Genomic DNA, 16,512 nt, shown 5'->3' on the forward strand with positions numbered 1-16,512 from the left:
CACCGTAGCTCGAACTATGACGACCGGTCTAGTTAGTTTAATCCTCCGCGACAGGCCACCGGCCGCCGGTAATGTCTGCGGCATGGCCAACCCCACCGGAGAGCAGTTCGAAATCACCCGCGGCAACGCGCGCGCCATCGTCACCGAGATCGGTGCCGGCCTGCGTGCGTTCGAGATCGGCGGCGTGCCCTACGTCGAGGAGTACGCGGCCGACGAGATGCCGCCGAAGGGCCTCGGCCAGGTGCTGCTCCCGTGGCCGAACCGCACGAAGGGCGGCGAGTGGGAGTTCCAGGGCGAGAAGCAGCAGCTGGAGATCACGGAAGCCGCACGCGGCAACGCAATCCACGGCCTCACCCGCCACAAGGAGTGGGAGCTGCTGGAGCACGCGGAATCGTCGATCACGCTCGCGGTCGACGTCGAGGTGCAGCCCGGCTGGCCGGTGCCGTTGCGCGCCACCATCACCTACGACCTGCAGCCGCGCGAGCTCACGATCACGCACGAGATCCGCAACGAGGGCGAGCACCCCATCGGCGTCGGCGTGGGCACGCACCCGTACTTCCGCATCGGCGACGTGCCGACGGACGAGCTGACGCTCACGCTGCCGGCTTCGCGCGTGCGCCCGTACGTCGGTGACCAGCAGATGCCGTACGCGGACGAGCAGGACGTCGCGGACACCGAGTACGACTTCCGCGGCGGCCGGGTGCTCGCGGGCGTCGACCTCGACACCGCGTTCGGCTCTCTTTCCCTCGCCGACGACGGCACGCACCACCACGTGCTCTCCCACGGGGACCAGCAGTTGGTGGTCTGGACCGGTCCCGACTTCCGCTGGGTGCAGGTCTTCACACCCGACGACCTGACCGGCCGCGGCCGCGCCGTCGCGCTCGAGCCGATGACCTGCCCGGCCGACGCGCTCAACACCGGCACCGACCTGATCGAACTGGAGCCCGCGGCGTCGTGGTCGGGCAGCTGGGGCATCCGCGTCCTGTGAGTGTGCGGCCCGAGCTGCTGACCGAGGCCGACGCCGGCGAGCTGCTGACGCTGCAGCGCGCCGCGTACCTCAGCGAGGCCCGCGCACACGACAACTTCGAGCTCCCGCCGCTGGTGGAGCCGTTGGAGAGCGTGCGCGCGGCGCTCACCGACCCCGTGTTGCCGGTGTGGGGCATCCGCGCCGGCTCGCGGCTGATCGCGACCGTGCGGGTCCGCGTGAACGGCGACGTCGGCGAGATCGGACGGCTGGCCGTGGCCCCGGATCGGCAGGGTGCGGGGCTCGGTACTGCTCTGCTGCTCGCGGCGGAGGAGCTGGCCCCGCCTGTGGTGACACGGTTCCGGCTGTTCACCGGCGAACGCTCCGCCGAGCCGCTGCGGCTGTACGCGAAGCTGGGCTACCGCGAGACCCACCGCAGCCCGGAAGCGGACTACGAGCTCATCCACCTGGAGAAACCCCGCGAGCGCGCGCCCGCGGCAATTCGTTAGCGTGTCAAACTATGGCTTCTAAGGCGATTGTGGGGGGCTACGTCGTCCCCGTCGGTGCGGCTCCCATCGAAGACGGCACCGTGCTCATCGAAGACGGCCGGATCGTGCAGGTCGGCGCCGCCGCCGACGTGGACGTGCCGGAGGACGCCGAGCTCGTCGCCGCGTCCGGCAGCTGGGTCCTGCCGGGCTTCATCGACGCGCACGCGCACCTCGGCGTCCACGAGGACGGCGAAGGCTGGGCCGGCAACGACACCAACGAGATGACCGACCCGAACGGCGCCCGCTTCCGCGCGGTCGACGGCATCGACCCGTACGAGCCCGGTTTCGACGACGCCCTGGCCGGCGGCGTCACGAGCGTGGTGATCAAGCCGGGGTCGGGCAACCCGATCGGCGGCCAGACCATCGGCGTGAAGACGTGGGGCCGCAGCATCCTGGACATGACGTTCGCCGAGCAGGTGAGCGTGAAGAGCGCCCTGGGCGAGAACCCGAAGCGCGTGTACGGCGACAAGAAGCAGACGCCGTCGACCCGCCTCGGCGTGGCCGCGATCCTGCGTGAGGCGTTCACGAAGGCCCGCAACTACCAGGCCAAGCGCGAGCACGCCCTCGCGGAAGGCAAGCCGCACGAGGTCGACCTGACGAACGAGACGTTGTCGAAGGTCCTCGAGGGCGAGCTGTACTGGGACCAGCACGTGCACCGCGCCGACGACATGGTCACGGCCATCCGGCTGGCCGACGAGTTCGGCTACAAGCTCGTGATCAACCACGGCACCGAGGGCCACCTCATCGCCGACCTGCTCGCCGAACGCGGCGTGCCCGTCATCCTGGGCCCCCTGTTCACCACGAAGTCCAAGGTCGAGCTGCGCAACCGCTCCCTGCGCTCGGCCGGCATCCTGGCGCGCGCGGGCGTGAAGATCGCCATCACCACCGACCACCCCGTGGTGCCGATCAACTTCCTCGTCTACCAGGCGGCCCTCGCCGTGAAGGACGGCCTGGACCCCGAGACGGCGCTGCGTGCCCTGACCGTGCACCCGGCCGAGATGCTCGGCCTGGACGACCGCATCGGCTCCCTGGCCCCCGGCCTGGACGCCGACGTGGTCCTCTGGTCGGGCGACCCGCTGGACGTCATGAACCGCGCCCTGCGCGTCTTCGTCCGGGGCCGCGAGGTCTACCACTACGACGAGTCCTCGGGCGAGGGCGTCGCGGCGGACCGCCGGTACCGCGAAACCCGCTGACCTGCGAGGTGGGTGCCGTTCCGTGCTCGACGGCACCCACCCACCGGTAGGTCAAGAAGCTTTCAACGCCCTCGCGATCACCATCCGCTGGATCTGGTTCGTTCCCTCGAAGATCTGCGGGACCTTCGCCTCGCGCATGTACCGCTCGACCGGGAAGTCGCGCGTGTAGCCCGCGCCGCCGAGGACCTGGACGGCGTCGGTGGTCACCTGCATGGCGCCGTCGGTGGCGACGAGTTTCGCGATGGACGACTGGCGCTGGAAGTCGAGGCCGCGGTCGCGGCGGCGGGCGGCGTCGAGGTAGGTCGCGCGGGCGGATTCGACCGTGGCGGCCATGTCGGCGAGCAGGAATTCCAGGCCCTGGAACTCGATGATGGGCTTGCCGAACTGGGTGCGGCCCTTCGCGTAGGCGACGGCTTCGTCCAACGCGGCCTGCGCCAGGCCCACGGCGCACGCGGCGATGCCGAGGCGGCCGGAGCTCAGGGACGACAGGGCGATCTTCAGGCCGTCGCCTTCGGCACCCACCAGCCGCGAAACCGGCACCCGGGCGTTGTCGAAGATCATCTGGGCCGTCGGGGAGCCCGTGAGGCCCATCTTGCGTTCGCGAGCGGCGGCCGACAAGCCGGGCGTCGACCCGTCGACGAGCAGGCAGGAGATGCCGTGGCCGCCGTCGTCGCTCGTGCGGACCATGGTGGTGTAGAAGTCGGCGGCGCCGGCGTGGGTGATCCAGGCCTTGGTGCCGTTGACCACGTAGTCGTCGCCGTCGCGGCGGGCGCGGGTCGACAAAGCGGCCGCGTCGGAGCCGGCTTGGGTCTCCGACAGGGCGTATGCGCCCAGCAGCGAGCCGCCGAGCATGTCGGGCAGCCAGCGTGAGCGCTGCTCGTCGGTGCCGTAGTGGGCCAGCGCGTAGCAGGACATCGTGTGCACCGACAGCCCCACGCCGACGGTCATCCATGCGGCGGCGATCTCCTCCAGTGCCTGCAGGTACACCTCGTACGGCAGGTCGGAGCCACCCCAGCGCTCGGCGTACGGCAGCCCCAGCAGCCCGGACTTGCCCAGCAGCGTGAACATCTCGCGCGGGAACTCCTCGGCCTCTTCGGCCGCGGCGGCCCGGGGCCGCAGCTCGTCGCGTGCGATCTCCCTGACCAAAGCGAGCAGGTCCTCGGCTTCGGGGGTGGGCAGCAAACGTTCCGCCGGCATGGCTCCTCCAGTGGCAGGAGTACTGAAAACAGTACTGGGGTCTGTTTGAGAGTACCGTACGGAGGTCGGAGCTGCCCCGCGCTGATGAGGGATAGTGGCTGGATCACGAAAGCTGGTGGCCCAGAAATGACCGAACCCGAAGCCCGCCGTCGCCCGACGGCACGGCAGCAGGCGTTGCTCGCCGAGCTCGAGACGCTGTTCCTCGCGGAGGGTTTCGCCGGATTCACGCTCGACGACCTGGCCGCTCGCCTGCGCTGCTCCAAGTCGACCCTCTACGCGCTCGCCCCCAGCAAGGAGCAGCTCGCGGTGAAGGTCGTCGCCCACTTCTTCCGGGGCGCCGCGAAGCGCATCGAGACCCGCATCGAGGGCATCGACGACGCGCGCAAGCTGATCGGGGAGTACCTCGCCGGCGTTTCGGAGCACCTGAACCGCGCGTCGCCCGCGTTCATGACCGACATCGCGCAGTTCGAGCCGGCCCGCGACACCTACCAGCTCAACAGCCGCGCCGCCGCCCGCCGCATCCGCGCGTTCATCGACAAGGGCGTGGCCGACGGCGTGTTCCGCGACGTGCACGCTCGCCTCGTCGCCGAGATGACGGGCCTGATCGTCGAGGGCATCCAGACCGGCGTGCTCGGGCGCCGCACCGACGTGTCCGACGCCGAGGCGTTCACCGCCCTCGGCGAGCTCCTCCTTGGCGGCCTCACCAAAGACTGAGGACAGGATTTGTCACGAAACCGTCCTCTACACTCGCGCTCGTGATCGTGGTGGGTGGAGAGGCGCTGGTCGACCTCGTTCCGGGTGAACCGTTGGACTCCAATGTGGACGGTGGGCTGCGCGCTCTGCTGCCCCGGCTGGGCGGCGGGCCCTACAACGTCGCGCTGGCCGCCGCGCGGCTCGGTGTGCCGGCGTCGCTCCTGTCCCGCGTGTCGACCGACCGGTTCGGGGTCGCGCTCGTCGACCGTCTCGTCGACTCCGGCGTGGACACCTCGCTGCTGCAGCGCGGTGACGAGCCGACCACGCTCGCCGTGGTGGCACTGGACCAAACGGGTGCCGCTCGTTACACCTTCTACGTCGAGGGCACGGCCGACCGGCTCGTGACCGACCCGGGCACGCTGCCCGACGACGCCTCCGCCCTTTCGCTCGGCACGCTCGGCCTGGTGCTGGAGCCCGGCGCCAGCGCGTACGAAGCGATGCTGCGCCGTGAGGCCGCGCGCGGCACGCTCACCGCGCTGGACCCGAACATCCGTGAGGCGCTCATCGCCGATCCGGCCGCCTACCGTGCACGGTTCGCGTCGTGGCTTCCCGATGTCCGGTTGCTGAAGATCTCCGACGACGATGCGGCGTGGCTCACCGAAGGCGCCGATCCGGTGGCGGCCGCGAAGACCTGGGTCGAGTCCGGTGTGGACGCGGTGGTCCTGACCCGAGGCGCCGAAGGCCTGTCCGTGATCACCGCCGCAGGTGAGCTGGCCCACGTGCCCTCGCGGCGGGTACCGGTGGTCGACACGATCGGGGCGGGCGACACCGTGCAGGGCGCGCTGCTGGCGTGGCTGCACGCCCGCGAGGTCCGTGACCTGGTCACACTCGACGCCGACGCGTGGCGCGAGGCGCTCGGCTACGCCGCGAAAGCGGCCTCGATCACCGTCTCCCGCAGCGGCGCGGAGCCGCCGACGGCGCGGGAAATGGCTTCCACCGTGTGAACCTGGTCCCAAAGGGGCTATTGAGGGCAACGCAGCGGCTGCGCGCACACCCTTATTTCGACTAGCGTAGGGGGGAATTCATACCCCAGCGGGGCGGTGTGCAGCGAGGCGCCTGTTTCCTCGCGTGAACACGTGGCTACCTGTGAAACGTACAGGCGCCGCCGGCCCGTGCCAACGTGAGAGGGACCTGCATGTCCGACGCGACGAATGCGGGGCAGTCCGGCGGCGAAACCGCGACGCTGCGCCTGCCCAGCGGCGAGCACGAATTCAAGGTTGTGCACCCGACTGAGGGTGCACCGGGAATCGAGCTGGGGAAGCTGCTGGCGTCGACGGGGTACATCACCTACGACCCCGGTTTCGTGAACACCGGTGCCGCTTCGTCGGCCATCACCTACATCGACGGTGATGCGGGCATCCTGCGCTACCGCGGATACCCGATCGAGCAGCTCGCCGAGAAGTCCAGCTTCATCGAGGTGTCCTACCTGCTCATCTACGGTGAGCTGCCCACCGAGGCCCAGCTCGCCGACTTCACCGAGAAGATCCAGCGGCACACGCTGCTGCACGAGGACCTCAAGGCCTTCTTCTCGGGCTTCCCGCGCGACGCGCACCCGATGCCCGTGCTCTCGAGTGCGGTCTCGGCGCTGTCGACCTTCTACCAGGACTCGCTGAACCCGTTCGACGAGCCCAACGTGGAGCTGTCCACCATCCGCCTGCTCGCGAAGGTGCCGACCCTGGCTGCCTACGCGTACAAGAAGTCCGTGGGCCAGCCGCTGCTGTACCCGGACAACTCGCTGGGCCTGGTGGAGAACTTCCTGCGGATGACCTTCGGGTTCCCCGCGGAGCCGTACGAGGTGGACCCGGCCGTCGCCAAGGCGCTCGACCTGCTGTTCATCCTGCACGCCGACCACGAGCAGAACTGCTCGACGTCGACGGTGCGCCTGGTCGGCTCGTCGGAGGCGAACCTGTTCGCCAGCATCTCGGCGGGCATCAACGCGCTGTTCGGCCCGCTCCACGGCGGTGCCAACGCGGCCGTTCTCGACATGCTCGAGGGCATTCGCGACGAGGGCGGCGACGTCGCCTCGTTCGTGAACCGCGTGAAGAACAAGGAAAAGGGTGTCAAGCTCATGGGCTTCGGGCACCGGGTCTACAAGAACTACGACCCGCGCGCGAAGATCATCAAGAACACCGCCGACGAGATCCTCGGCAAGATCGCGGGCGGCGACCAGCTGCTCGACATCGCCAAGAAGCTCGAGGAGACGGCGCTTTCCGACGACTACTTCGTCGAGCGCAAGCTCTACCCGAACGTGGACTTCTACACCGGCCTCATCTACCGGGCGCTCGGGTTCCCGACGAAGTTCTTCACCGTGCTGTTCGCGCTCGGCCGGCTCCCCGGCTGGATCGCGCACTGGCGCGAGATGATCAACGACCCGCAGACCAAGATCGGGCGCCCGCGCCAGATCTACACCGGTCACGCGTCGCGCGACTACAAGTCGATCTCGGAGCGCTGAGTTCCGGCTCCGTGAAATGTTCTGAACGCCCCGCCGTGCAGCCGCACGGCGGGGCGTTTAGCGTTGGCGGGTATGACGAGCGTGCTGTGGTTCCGGCGAGACCTGCGGCTCGGCGACCACGCGGCACTGCTGGCGGCCGCTGAGGCCGGTGGACCGGTGCTGGCGTTGTACGTGCTCGACGAGAAGCTGTTGAAACCGTCGGGCGCGCCTCGGCGAGCGTTTCTGTTGGGGTGTCTGGAATCGCTGGACGCCGCGCTGGACGGCCGGCTGATGGTGGTCCACGGCGATCCGGTGCGGGAAGTTGTGCGGGTGGCGCGGTCGGTGGGCGCTTCGGCGGTGCACGTGAGCGCCGATGCCGGTCCTTATGGCCGCCGCCGGGACGCTGCCGTGGCAGAAGCGTTGGCGGAGCACGACATTTCATGGGTGGCCACCGGGTCGCCCTACGCGGTGGCGCCGGGGCGGGTGACCAAACCGGACGGTGACCCGTACCGGGTGTTCACACCGTTCCACCGCGCGTGGACCCGCCACGGCTGGCGGCGGCCGGCGGACACCGGTGCGTCCCTTGTGGACTGGCTGACCCCTGTCGAGTCGCGGCAGCTCCCAGCGCCTCCGGACCTCGGTGAGCTGGCGTTGCCTACGCCCGGCGAACCGGCGGCCCTCTCGGCTTGGCACGATTTCCTCGACTCGGGCGTGCGTTCCTACGCCACCGACCGCGACCGTCCCGACCGCGCGGGCACCACGCGAATGTCGCCATACCTGCGCTGGGGCGCCATCCACCCGCGCACGATGCTCGCGGACTTGTCGGGTGGCTCCGGCGACGGCGCCCAGGCCCTGCGCTCGGAGCTGTGCTGGCGCGAGTTCCACGCGGATGTCCTGTGGCACCGCCCGGAAACCGCCCGGGAGAACTACGACTCCCGCTTCGACCACATGGACCACGACTCCGATTCGGCCGCGTTCGACGCGTGGTGCGCCGGCCGCACCGGCTACCCGATCGTCGACGCCGGCATGCGCCAACTGCTGGCCGAGGGCTGGATGCACAACCGGGTCCGGATGGTCGTCGCGAGTTTCCTGGTGAAGGACCTGCACCTGCCGTGGTGGTGGGGTGCGCGGCATTTCATGCGGCACCTCGTTGATGGTGATCTGGCGTCCAACCAGCTCAACTGGCAGTGGGTCGCGGGCTCCGGTACCGACGCGGCGCCCTACTTCCGCATCTTCAACCCCACCACGCAGGGGGAGAAGTTCGATCCGGACGGGGATTATGTGCGGCGTTATGTGCCGGAGCTGCGTGGTGTGGCGGGGAAAGCCGTGCACAAGCTGAAGGAGCGGCCGTCGGGTTATCCGGAGCCGTTGGTGGATCACGCGCACGAGCGGCAGGTGGCGTTGCAGCGCTACGGAGCGATCACGGGATCCTGAAGCCCTGAGTGGGCGGCCCGGACCCCCAGGGCCGGGCCGTCCACTCCCCTCAGAGGCCGCCGATGGCGAGCGCGAGCTTCTGCACGATCTCGGGCTGGCCGTCGAAGTCCTTGTCCGTGGTGTTGATCGAGTAGACTGAGCGGCGCTGCAGGTCGCGGGTGGCCCAGATGCCGTTGGTGTAGCCGTAGCGGCTGCCGGTCTTGCCCCAGACGGTGACGCCGTTGACGGTCGAGGTCATCAGGCCCTGGCTGTAGATCGCCGGGTCGTCGGTGCCGAAGGCGGTCACGTTCGGCACCGTGAACATGCGCTGCAGTACCGGTTTCGGCACGAGCCGGCCCTGGAAGAGGGCGATCAGGAACTTGTCGAGGTCGGCGGTCGTCGAGATCATCTCGCCTGCGGCCCACGGGATCGACTGGTTCATGCGGGTCAGGTCCACGAGCTGCCCGTTCACGACCTGGTAGCCGTGGGCGTAGGGCGCGGGCAGGTTCGGATCGTTGCCGGGCACCGACGTGTCGCGCAGGCCGAGCGGACGCAAGATGCGGTCGCGCACCTCGTCGCCATACGACCGGTGGGTGAGCTTCTCGATGAGCAGCCCGGCGACGAGGTAGTTGGTGTTCGTGTACTGCTGGCTCGTGCCGGGTGCGAAGACCAGGTCGTGCTGGAACGCCGTGGCCAGCACCTGCTGTGGGGTGAAGACGGTGTAGCGGTGATCGACGATCCACTGTGGATCCTCGGGCAGGTCGACGCCCGGCAGGCCGCTGGTGTGGTTGAGCAGTTGCGCGACGGTGACCCGCGGGTAGTTCGCGGGCAGCAGGCCCGGCAGGTAGCGCTGCACGGGCGCGTCGAGGTCGAGGCGGTGCTCGGCGGCGAGCTGCAGCAGGACGACGGCGGTGAACGTCTTGGTGATGCTGCCGATGCGGAAGTGCGCGTTCGCCGGGACGGGTGCCCCGGTGGTCAGGTCGGCTGTCCCGGACACGCCGCTCCACGCGCCGGCCGAGCCGCGGACCTGCACGAGCGCGCCGGTGGCCTGGGCGTTGGGCAGGCCGGCGATGGCGCCCGCCAGTGAGGCCGGGTTCATCGGAGGCAGCGCGCTTTTCGGAGGCAGCGCGTTCTTTGGAGGCACTGCAGAGTGCGGGAACGACGTTGGCTCGGCGAGCGCGGCCGGGGTCACGGCGGCGGTGAGCAGGAGCGCGGCGCTCGCAGCCGCGGCGATGCGGATCAGTGGGTTTCTCTTCATGACCGCGAGTCTTTCGACTTGCGAACGACCTGCCATCGGGGAGAAACCCGGGCCCGGCTACCTAAGGGTCAGCCGCGCAGGGCTTCGAGCAGCTTCAACCGGCTGCCCACCCGCAGTACACCGTTGCGGTAGATCCGTGCCCCGACCCACGTCACGATCGCGATCAGCGCCGCCGTCAGCACCAGCGACAGCACGATCTCCCACAGCTCGGCGGAGCCCGTGGCAATGCGCGCCGGCATCAGCACCGGCGACAGCAGCGGGATGAGTGACAGGATCTTGGTCGCCGCGCCGTCGGGCGACTGCGTGAGGAGGTTGATGCCCGCGACGAATCCGATGACCAGCGCGATGTTCACCGGCGCCACCACCGACTGCGTGTCCTCCTGGCGTGAGACGAGCGAGCCCGCCGCGCCGTAGATCATGGCGTAGAGCAGGAAACCGAGCAGGTACCAGACGACGCCCCACACCACGGCGCCGACGGCGATGCCCGAGATCGACCCCAGCGCGCCGGTGCCCAGCGCGGCGAGGAGCCCGACCACGGCGAGGATCCCGAGCTGCGCCAGCCCGACGAGCCCGAGCCCGATCACCTTGCCCAGCAACAGGTGCCACGGCCGCACGGCCGACAGCAGGATCTCCACCACCCGGCTCGACTTCTCCTCGACGACGCCTTGGGCCACGAGCATCCCGTACGTGATGATGCTCAGGTACAGCAACACCGCCACGACCACGCCGACCACGAGCTGCCCGGCCCGCGGATCGCGTTTCTCCAACGGCAGCACGTCGACGTGGGCCGCGGACACGGCCTGGTGCACCGCGACCGGGTCGAGGTGCGCGGCCGAGAGCTGCGCGTCGAGCACCTGCTGCTGCACGATCCCGTCGAGCGTGTGCTGCAGCGTGGGGTCCACAGTGGACTTCACGGTGACCCGCAGCCGCGAGGCACTGCCGGACACGAGCGCGTCGACGTCTCCGTTGCGCACCTGCGCGAACCCGTCCTGTTCGGACGCGACGGTGACGACGTCGATCGTCTCCCCGCCGGCCTTGCCGGCGAGTTGCAGCTGCTGTGCGATCCCCTGCGCTTGACCCGTCAGCGCGACCTTGGTCGTGGTGGCGGACCCGAGGAGAAACGCCTGCAGCGCCACGTATCCGACAAGCAACAGCACCAACACCGCCGTGCTGATGACGAACGCTCGCGTGCGCAGCCGCGTGTTCACCTCGCGTTTCGCCACGAGCCGCACGGCCCGCGCGGCGCTGATGCGGCTCACGTGAACCCACCCTGGGCGACGGCGTCGCGGAACAGCTCCGTGAGCGAACGCCGCTGCCGGCTGAACTCCGTGACCGGCCCGGTGGCCAGCGCGGCGGCGAGCACGGCCTGGTCATCGGCGCTCGAGGCCAGCTCCAGCACCGTCGTGGCGCCGGACGACTCGATGACGCGCGCGCCGGGCACCGTCGACGCCCAACCGGGCCGCGCGGCCGGCGCCGTGACCACGAGCCGGCTGCCGGCGCCGCGCGTGAGGCCCTCGACCGTGCCGACGGCGACCATGCGCCCGTCGCGGATGATGCCGACGCGGTCGCACAGGCGCTCGACCAGGTCGAGCTGGTGACTGGAGAACACGACGGGCACGCCGGTGGCCGCCTTCTCACGCAGCACCACGCTCATCACGTCGACGGCGATCGGGTCGAGGCCGGAGAACGGCTCGTCGAGCACCAGTACGTCGGGATCGTGCACGAGCGCGGCCGCGAGCTGCACGCGCTGCTGGTTGCCGAGGCTGAGCTTCTGCACCTCGTCCTTGCGGCGTTCGCCCAGCCCGAGGCGCGCGAGCCACAGCTCGGTGGCACGGTGGGCGTCGTTGGTGCTCAGGCCGTGGAGCTCCGCGAGGAACACGAGCTGGTCGAGCACCTTCATCTTCGGGTACAAACCGCGCTCCTCGGGCATGTACCCGATGCGCGTGCGGGTTTCGTGCGTCACCGGCTCGCCTGCGAACCGGACCTGCCCGGAGTCGGCCGCGAGCACGCCGAGCGCGATGCGCATGGTGGTGGTCTTGCCGGCGCCGTTGCTGCCGACGAAGCCGAACAGCTCACCCGGCCGCACGTCGAACGTCACGCCGTCGAGGGCGACCTTGCGGCCGTAGCGCTTGGAGATCGCGTCGATCTCGAGTGCTCCTCCGGGCACAACCGCCCCCTCTTCGAACACCTGTGTGGACAGTGGTGAGTCCCGTGCCGCCAACTCTAGCGAACGGCGCGGGTCCTTTCCCGCTGTTCAGGACAGCCCGGCCAGGGCCTTCTCCACGAGCTCCGCCACGCGGGCGCGCGCGGCGTCGGCTTCAGCGGGGACGAGCGACAGGCGGGTGCGGCGTTCGAGCACGTCTTCGATGTCCAAAGCGCCCTCGTGGCGGACGGCCCAGACGACCTCCGCCGCGGTGATCTGCGTGCCGTCGAACAGCGGCGCGGCGAACGTCCGGTCGACCTCGCCGAGGGCGGCGACACGAGGGGCCTCTGTGCCGTACTTGGCGACCAGGCGGGCCGGAGCGTCCACAAGGGACAGCCGAGCGCGTGGGGCGGCGCCCAGCAACGGCAGCCGCGCGGTGCGCGACGGGCCGGCGTGCAGGCCCGAGTGCACCAGGGCCGCGTCGACGGCGTCCTCGGCCATGCGGCGGTAGGTGGTGAGCTTGCCGCCGACCACGGTGAGCACGCCATCGGTGCCGGTGACCACGGCGTGCTTGCGGGAGAGATCGGCGCTGCGGCCCGCCGAACCGGCGACCAGGGGGCGGAGGCCGGCGTAGGAGCCGATCACGTCGGCGCGGGTCAGTGGCCGGGCGAGCACCGAGGACGCCACGGACAGCAGGAAGTCCACATCGGACTCCGGCACCTCGGGCACCGGCGGGATCTCACCGTCGATGGGCTCGTCGGTGAGTCCCAAGTAGACGCGGCCGTCGACCTGCGGCAGCAGGAAGACGAACCGGTTGCTCTCCCCGGGCACGGCGACGTTCACCGACGTCCCGCCCACCGCGGCGGCCCCTGGCGCGAGAACCAGGTGCGAGCCGCGCGACGGCCGCAGCCGCACGGCGTCGGTGAGGGTGCCCGCCCAGACGCCGGTCGCGTTGACGACCTGGCGCGCGTGCAGCTCGTACTCCGTGGAGCCTTCGCGCACACGGACGCCGGTGCCCGTGAGCGACACGGCCTCCAGGTGCGTGAGGATCCGGGCGCCGAGCATCGCGGCCGTGCGGGCGAGGTTCACGACCAGGCGCGCGTCGTCGACCAGGGCGCCGTCGTAGGCGAGCAGGGCGCCGCGCAGGCCGGCGGGCGCGAGGCCCGGGGCCAGCGCGACGGCCTCGGCCACCGGGATCTGCCGGGGCCGCGGCAGTACCGACGACGGCGTGCGCGCGGCCCGGCGCAGCGCGTCACCCGCGCGCAGGCCGGTGGCGATCACGGCCTGCTGCGCGCGGGAAGTGCTGGGGTACAAGGGGAACAGCTGCGGCATCGCGCGCGTGAGGTGCGGCGCCGTGCGGGTCATCAGGATCCCGCGCTCGACGGCGCTCTCGTGCGCGAGCCCGAACTCGCCCTTCGCGAGGTAGCGCAGGCCGCCGTGCACGAGCTTGCTCGACCAGCGGGACGTGCCGAACGCCAGGTCGTGGGCCTCGACCAGCGCGACCGACAGCCCGCGGGCCGCCGCATCGAGGGCGATGCCCGCGCCGGTGACCCCGCCGCCGACCACTATGACGTCGACTCGCTCACCGTTCGTGAGCCGGTCGAGCTCACGTTCGCGCCGCCGTGCGTTCAGGGAACCGGTGCTCATGCCGCCTCCGCGGGAGGGAGTGCGTCGGCGGTACTCATGGCTTGAGCGCTGCGTCGACGAGGTACCGGAACTCGTCGAGCAACGCCTGCTCGTCGAGGTCCGCGGTGGCGGGCCGCAGCGAGAACGCGAACGACTGCACGACCAGCAGGATCGAGCGCGCCTGCGCGGTGACCTCGGCCTTGCGCACGGAACCGTCGCGGTGCCCGGCTTCCAGCAGCGACCGCAGCACCTGCTCGGCGAAGATCTGCGTGGCCCCGAGCCGCTCCACGATGTAGGGCAGCACGAGCTCCGGGTCGACGTCGAGCAGGGTGCGGAACAGCGGGTCGGCCGCCAGCGCGCTGACGCCGGCCGCCGCGATGAGCACGAGGCGCTCGCGGGTGTTGGCCGCGTCGTCGCCCGCGTGGCTGGCGGTCTTGAGCAGGCCGCTGAACTCGCGGGTCATGAGCGCGGCGAGCACACTGCGCACGTCGGGGAACCGGCGGTACACGGTCATGCGGCTCACGCGCGCGGTGCGCGCGATCTCGGCGAGCGTGGTGCGCCGGACACCGACCGCGAGCACGCACTCGCGCGCGGCGTCAAGCAGCACGTCGTCGGCAACGCGCGCTGAGGTCTGGCGGCTGCGGGCCCCCGCCAGGGCCGAGGGAGTCTCTCCCGGCGGGGAGTGACGTTTGACGTCCATATGTCACACTGTAGTCGTGAGTGATCTCATAAACCACCGCCTCCGGCAGTCGTGGACCGGCGACGGCGCTGGCGCCGCCTCGCTGCCCGATCGGGCGGTCCGGTGGCTCGGCCAGCGTATCGGCCCGGTGGGTGCTGATCGAGGGCGAAATCAGGATTCCGTCCCGAACCTGACCGGTTCCGCTCTTCCCGGCCAGGCCCGCGAGGACCTTTCGGCCGTGGTCGGCGCGGAGAACGTGCTGGTCGACGCCGAATCGCGGCTTGAACGCGCCGGTGGTCTGTCCTATCTGGACCTGCTGCACCGCCGGCTCGGCGACTCGGTGCCGACACCGACGCCGTGGTGCTGCCCGCTTCGCCCGAGCAGGTGCAGGCCGTGCTCGAGGTCTGTGTGCGCCACGACGTGGGGGTCGTGCCGTTCGGCGGGGGCACGTCAGTGGTCGGCGGCGTGGCGGCGCTGCGCGGCGGCAAGGCGGCGGTGATCGCGCTCGACCTGGTGCGCCTCGACGCGCTGGTGTCGGTGGACGAGCAGTCGCACCTCGCCGTGCTGCAGGCCGGCGTGCGGGGGCCCGAGGCCGAACGGCTGCTGGGTGAGCACGGGTTCACGCTCGGCCACGTGCCGCAGTCGTTCGAGCGGGCGACCATCGGCGGCTTCGCGGCCACGCGCTCGGCCGGGCAGGCGTCGGCGGGTTACGGCCGCTTCGAGGACATGGTGGCCGGCGTCCGCGTCGCGACGCCGCAGGGCGAGTGGCGCTTGGGTGTCGCGCCCGCGTCGGCGGCGGGGCCGGATCTGCGGCATCTCGCGGTGGGCAGCGAGGGCACGCTCGGCGTGATCACCGAGGTCGCGCTGCGCGTACGGCCGGTGCCGGTCGAGCGCCGCTACGAGGGCTGGGTGATCGACGGCTGGGATTCTGGTTCCGAGGCCATGCGCGCCCTCGCCCAGAACCACGCGACGGCCGACGTCACGCGTCTGTCCGATGTGGACGAGACAGCGGTGTCGTTCGCGCTGAACGCCGGCCTGAAGACCTCCGCGCTGCGGGCGTATCTCGCTGCGCGCGGCGTCAAGCACCCGTGCCTGCTGATCGTCGGCTGGGAGCGCGACGCCCGGGCCCGCCGCCACCGCACGACGCGATTCCTGCGGCGCGCGGGCGCGCTGCGCATCGGCACCGCCCTCGGCGAGTCGTGGCGGCACGGCCGGTTCTCGGGCCCGCGCCAGCGCGACGCGTTGATGGACCTGGGGGTGTGCGTCGAGACTCTGGAGACCGCCGCGTACTGGTCTCGGCTGGATGATCTGCACGACGCCGTCCGCGCGGCTCTCGTGGCCTCGCTCGGCCGCGCGATCGTGATGTGCCACGTTTCGCACGTCTACGAGACAGGCGCTTCGCTGTACTTCACCGTACTGACCTCCCGCGACGACACCAACCCGGTCGGCCAGTGGCAGCGCGCCAAGCACGCCGCGTCGGAGGCTATCGTCGGCCTCGGCACGATCACCCACCACCACGCCGTGGGCGTCGACCACGCGCCTTACCTGGAGCCGGAGATCGGCTCGCTGGGGTTGTCCGTGCTGCGCGCCGCGAAGTCCGCGGTCGACCCGACGGGGATCCTGAACCCCGGAAAACTGCTTGGTTGAGCTGGGAGATACGCCGCTTAGCTCACGGCCTGCGTGACCGGCGTCGACCTGAGCCCCGCATGGTCTCGCTGAGCCGCGCGCCGTGCTGACCGGGTCGTTCCGCGTGCGCGGCCTCGGCGTGCTCCTGCACTGGCTGCCCGCGGCGTCGATGGGCTCCGCGACGGGCCGGGCTCCACCAGCTACTCGATCAGGAAGCCCACCTCGGTTGGTCAAGCGGCTGCGCGTGGCCGTCATGACCACTCGTCCGGGTTGTGGACAACTGCCCTCAGTGGGTTTGCAGCACCGGCTTCTGTCAGGGGTGGCGGATAGACTTGGCATGGGCGCGCCCCCCTAGGGAGGGCGGGGGTTTGTCCCGGCCGGCCCAGGGCCCACAACCTGCGAAAGCTGGAGTCGAGCGGGCATCGAAAGCCTGGTCCGCGGGTTGGCTTTCTGCCACGGCGAACACCAGGCCTGGCGGGGGCACCGAGGGTATGAACGCGCGAATCCTCAACGGTTCTGGCTCTCCCCGCTGCAGGACACGTGCGCCGAGCTGCGGGAGGCGGGGTTCCTCATCGAGCGGCTGCTCGAGCCTCGACCGCAGGCCGCCGCGACCGACGTGGCCGACGTGGATCCCGGGCGGTACTAGCGGCATTACCGACAGCCGACCGGGTTCCTGGCCAT

Annotated in this window: 14 protein-coding genes and 1 pseudogene; 9 read left to right on the forward strand and 6 right to left on the reverse strand. The window is 70.6% G+C overall.

Translation table 11 applies throughout. The features are described 5' to 3' along the window. The first annotated feature begins 82 nt into the window (after positions 1–82). Genes QRX50_RS12780 through QRX50_RS12790 form a run of 3 tightly spaced genes read left to right on the forward strand, consistent with a single transcriptional unit; the run spans position 83 to position 2,705 of the window. On the forward strand, positions 83–988 hold the full coding sequence (locus QRX50_RS12780; protein ID WP_285972150.1) for an aldose 1-epimerase family protein: 906 nt from the start codon (positions 83–85) through the stop codon (positions 986–988). Further along, positions 955–1,473 carry a GNAT family N-acetyltransferase gene (locus QRX50_RS12785; RefSeq protein WP_285972151.1) on the forward strand — a complete coding sequence of 173 codons (519 nt, stop codon included), beginning with the start codon at positions 955–957 and terminating at the stop codon, positions 1,471–1,473. The genes QRX50_RS12780 and QRX50_RS12785 overlap by 34 nt, the downstream gene beginning before the upstream one ends. Before the next feature lie 11 nt (positions 1,474–1,484). Continuing rightward, positions 1,485–2,705, forward strand: coding sequence for an amidohydrolase (locus QRX50_RS12790; RefSeq protein WP_285972152.1), 1,221 nt, complete (start codon positions 1,485–1,487; stop codon positions 2,703–2,705). Positions 2,706–2,756: 51 nt separating this feature from the next. Here QRX50_RS12790 and QRX50_RS12795 read toward each other — a convergent pair whose 3' ends face one another. Next, complete coding sequence (locus tag QRX50_RS12795; protein WP_285972153.1) at positions 2,757–3,902, reverse strand: acyl-CoA dehydrogenase family protein; 1,146 nt, start codon at positions 3,900–3,902, stop codon at positions 2,757–2,759. 126 nt (positions 3,903–4,028) lie between these two features. Between QRX50_RS12795 and QRX50_RS12800 the strand changes: the two genes are divergently transcribed. From QRX50_RS12800 to QRX50_RS12815, 4 genes are all read left to right on the forward strand, one after another. Then, positions 4,029–4,616 carry a TetR/AcrR family transcriptional regulator gene (locus QRX50_RS12800; protein WP_285972154.1) on the forward strand — a complete coding sequence of 196 codons (588 nt, stop codon included), beginning with the start codon at positions 4,029–4,031 and terminating at the stop codon, positions 4,614–4,616. Between the two features lie 41 nt (positions 4,617–4,657). Further along, on the forward strand, positions 4,658–5,599 hold the full coding sequence (locus tag QRX50_RS12805) for a carbohydrate kinase family protein (RefSeq protein WP_285972155.1): 942 nt from the start codon (positions 4,658–4,660) through the stop codon (positions 5,597–5,599). Between the two features lie 191 nt (positions 5,600–5,790). Continuing rightward, positions 5,791–7,107, forward strand: a complete 1,317-nt coding sequence (locus QRX50_RS12810) for a citrate synthase (RefSeq protein WP_285972156.1) — start codon at positions 5,791–5,793, stop codon at positions 7,105–7,107. Positions 7,108–7,179: 72 nt separating this feature from the next. Then, entirely contained in the window at positions 7,180–8,520 is a 1,341-nt protein-coding gene (locus QRX50_RS12815; RefSeq protein WP_285972157.1) for a cryptochrome/photolyase family protein, read from the forward strand. Between the two features lie 49 nt (positions 8,521–8,569). Here QRX50_RS12815 and QRX50_RS12820 read toward each other — a convergent pair whose 3' ends face one another. The 5 genes from QRX50_RS12820 to QRX50_RS12840 all read right to left on the reverse strand — a co-directional run bounded on the left by QRX50_RS12820 (position 8,570) and on the right by QRX50_RS12840 (position 14,226). Further along, complete coding sequence (locus tag QRX50_RS12820; RefSeq protein ID WP_285972158.1) at positions 8,570–9,757, reverse strand: serine hydrolase domain-containing protein; 1,188 nt, start codon at positions 9,755–9,757, stop codon at positions 8,570–8,572. A gap of 68 nt (positions 9,758–9,825) precedes the next feature. Continuing rightward, the gene (locus QRX50_RS12825; protein ID WP_285972159.1) at positions 9,826–11,016 is read right to left on the reverse strand and encodes an ABC transporter permease; all 1,191 of its coding nucleotides are present in this window, start codon (positions 11,014–11,016) and stop codon (positions 9,826–9,828) included. Further along, positions 11,013–11,924 carry an ABC transporter ATP-binding protein gene (locus QRX50_RS12830; RefSeq protein WP_285972160.1) on the reverse strand — a complete coding sequence of 304 codons (912 nt, stop codon included), beginning with the start codon at positions 11,922–11,924 and terminating at the stop codon, positions 11,013–11,015. The genes QRX50_RS12825 and QRX50_RS12830 overlap by 4 nt, the downstream gene beginning before the upstream one ends. Before the next feature lie 87 nt (positions 11,925–12,011). Continuing rightward, complete coding sequence (locus QRX50_RS12835; protein WP_285972161.1) at positions 12,012–13,547, reverse strand: glycerol-3-phosphate dehydrogenase/oxidase; 1,536 nt, start codon at positions 13,545–13,547, stop codon at positions 12,012–12,014. 34 nt (positions 13,548–13,581) lie between these two features. After that, complete coding sequence (locus QRX50_RS12840) at positions 13,582–14,226, reverse strand: TetR/AcrR family transcriptional regulator (protein ID WP_285972162.1); 645 nt, start codon at positions 14,224–14,226, stop codon at positions 13,582–13,584. A gap of 16 nt (positions 14,227–14,242) precedes the next feature. Between QRX50_RS12840 and QRX50_RS12845 the strand changes: the two are divergent. Together QRX50_RS12845 and QRX50_RS12850 are read left to right on the forward strand one after the other, a co-directional pair. After that, positions 14,243–15,852: pseudogene (locus QRX50_RS12845) on the forward strand (FAD-binding oxidoreductase). A gap of 421 nt (positions 15,853–16,273) precedes the next feature. Then, on the forward strand, positions 16,274–16,477 hold the full coding sequence (locus QRX50_RS12850) for a hypothetical protein (protein ID WP_285972163.1): 204 nt from the start codon (positions 16,274–16,276) through the stop codon (positions 16,475–16,477). Positions 16,478–16,512 lie beyond the last annotated feature (35 nt).

The sequence above is a fragment of the Amycolatopsis sp. 2-15 genome (assembly GCF_030285625.1).
Classification (GTDB): domain Bacteria; phylum Actinomycetota; class Actinomycetes; order Mycobacteriales; family Pseudonocardiaceae; genus Amycolatopsis; species Amycolatopsis carbonis.

Coding starts and splice junctions, on each gene's coding strand:
- QRX50_RS12780 (WP_285972150.1), top strand. CDS start 83: ATGGCCAACCCCACCGGAGAGCAGTTCGAAATCACCCGCGGCAACGCG.
- QRX50_RS12790 (WP_285972152.1), top strand. CDS start 1,485: ATGGCTTCTAAGGCGATTGTGGGGGGCTACGTCGTCCCCGTCGGTGCG.
- QRX50_RS12795 (WP_285972153.1), bottom strand. CDS start 3,902: ATGCCGGCGGAACGTTTGCTGCCCACCCCCGAAGCCGAGGACCTGCTC.
- QRX50_RS12800 (WP_285972154.1), top strand. CDS start 4,029: ATGACCGAACCCGAAGCCCGCCGTCGCCCGACGGCACGGCAGCAGGCG.
- QRX50_RS12810 (WP_285972156.1), top strand. CDS start 5,791: ATGTCCGACGCGACGAATGCGGGGCAGTCCGGCGGCGAAACCGCGACG.
- QRX50_RS12815 (WP_285972157.1), top strand. CDS start 7,180: ATGACGAGCGTGCTGTGGTTCCGGCGAGACCTGCGGCTCGGCGACCAC.
- QRX50_RS12820 (WP_285972158.1), bottom strand. CDS start 9,757: ATGAAGAGAAACCCACTGATCCGCATCGCCGCGGCTGCGAGCGCCGCG.
- QRX50_RS12835 (WP_285972161.1), bottom strand. CDS start 13,547: ATGAGCACCGGTTCCCTGAACGCACGGCGGCGCGAACGTGAGCTCGAC.
- QRX50_RS12840 (WP_285972162.1), bottom strand. CDS start 14,226: ATGGACGTCAAACGTCACTCCCCGCCGGGAGAGACTCCCTCGGCCCTG.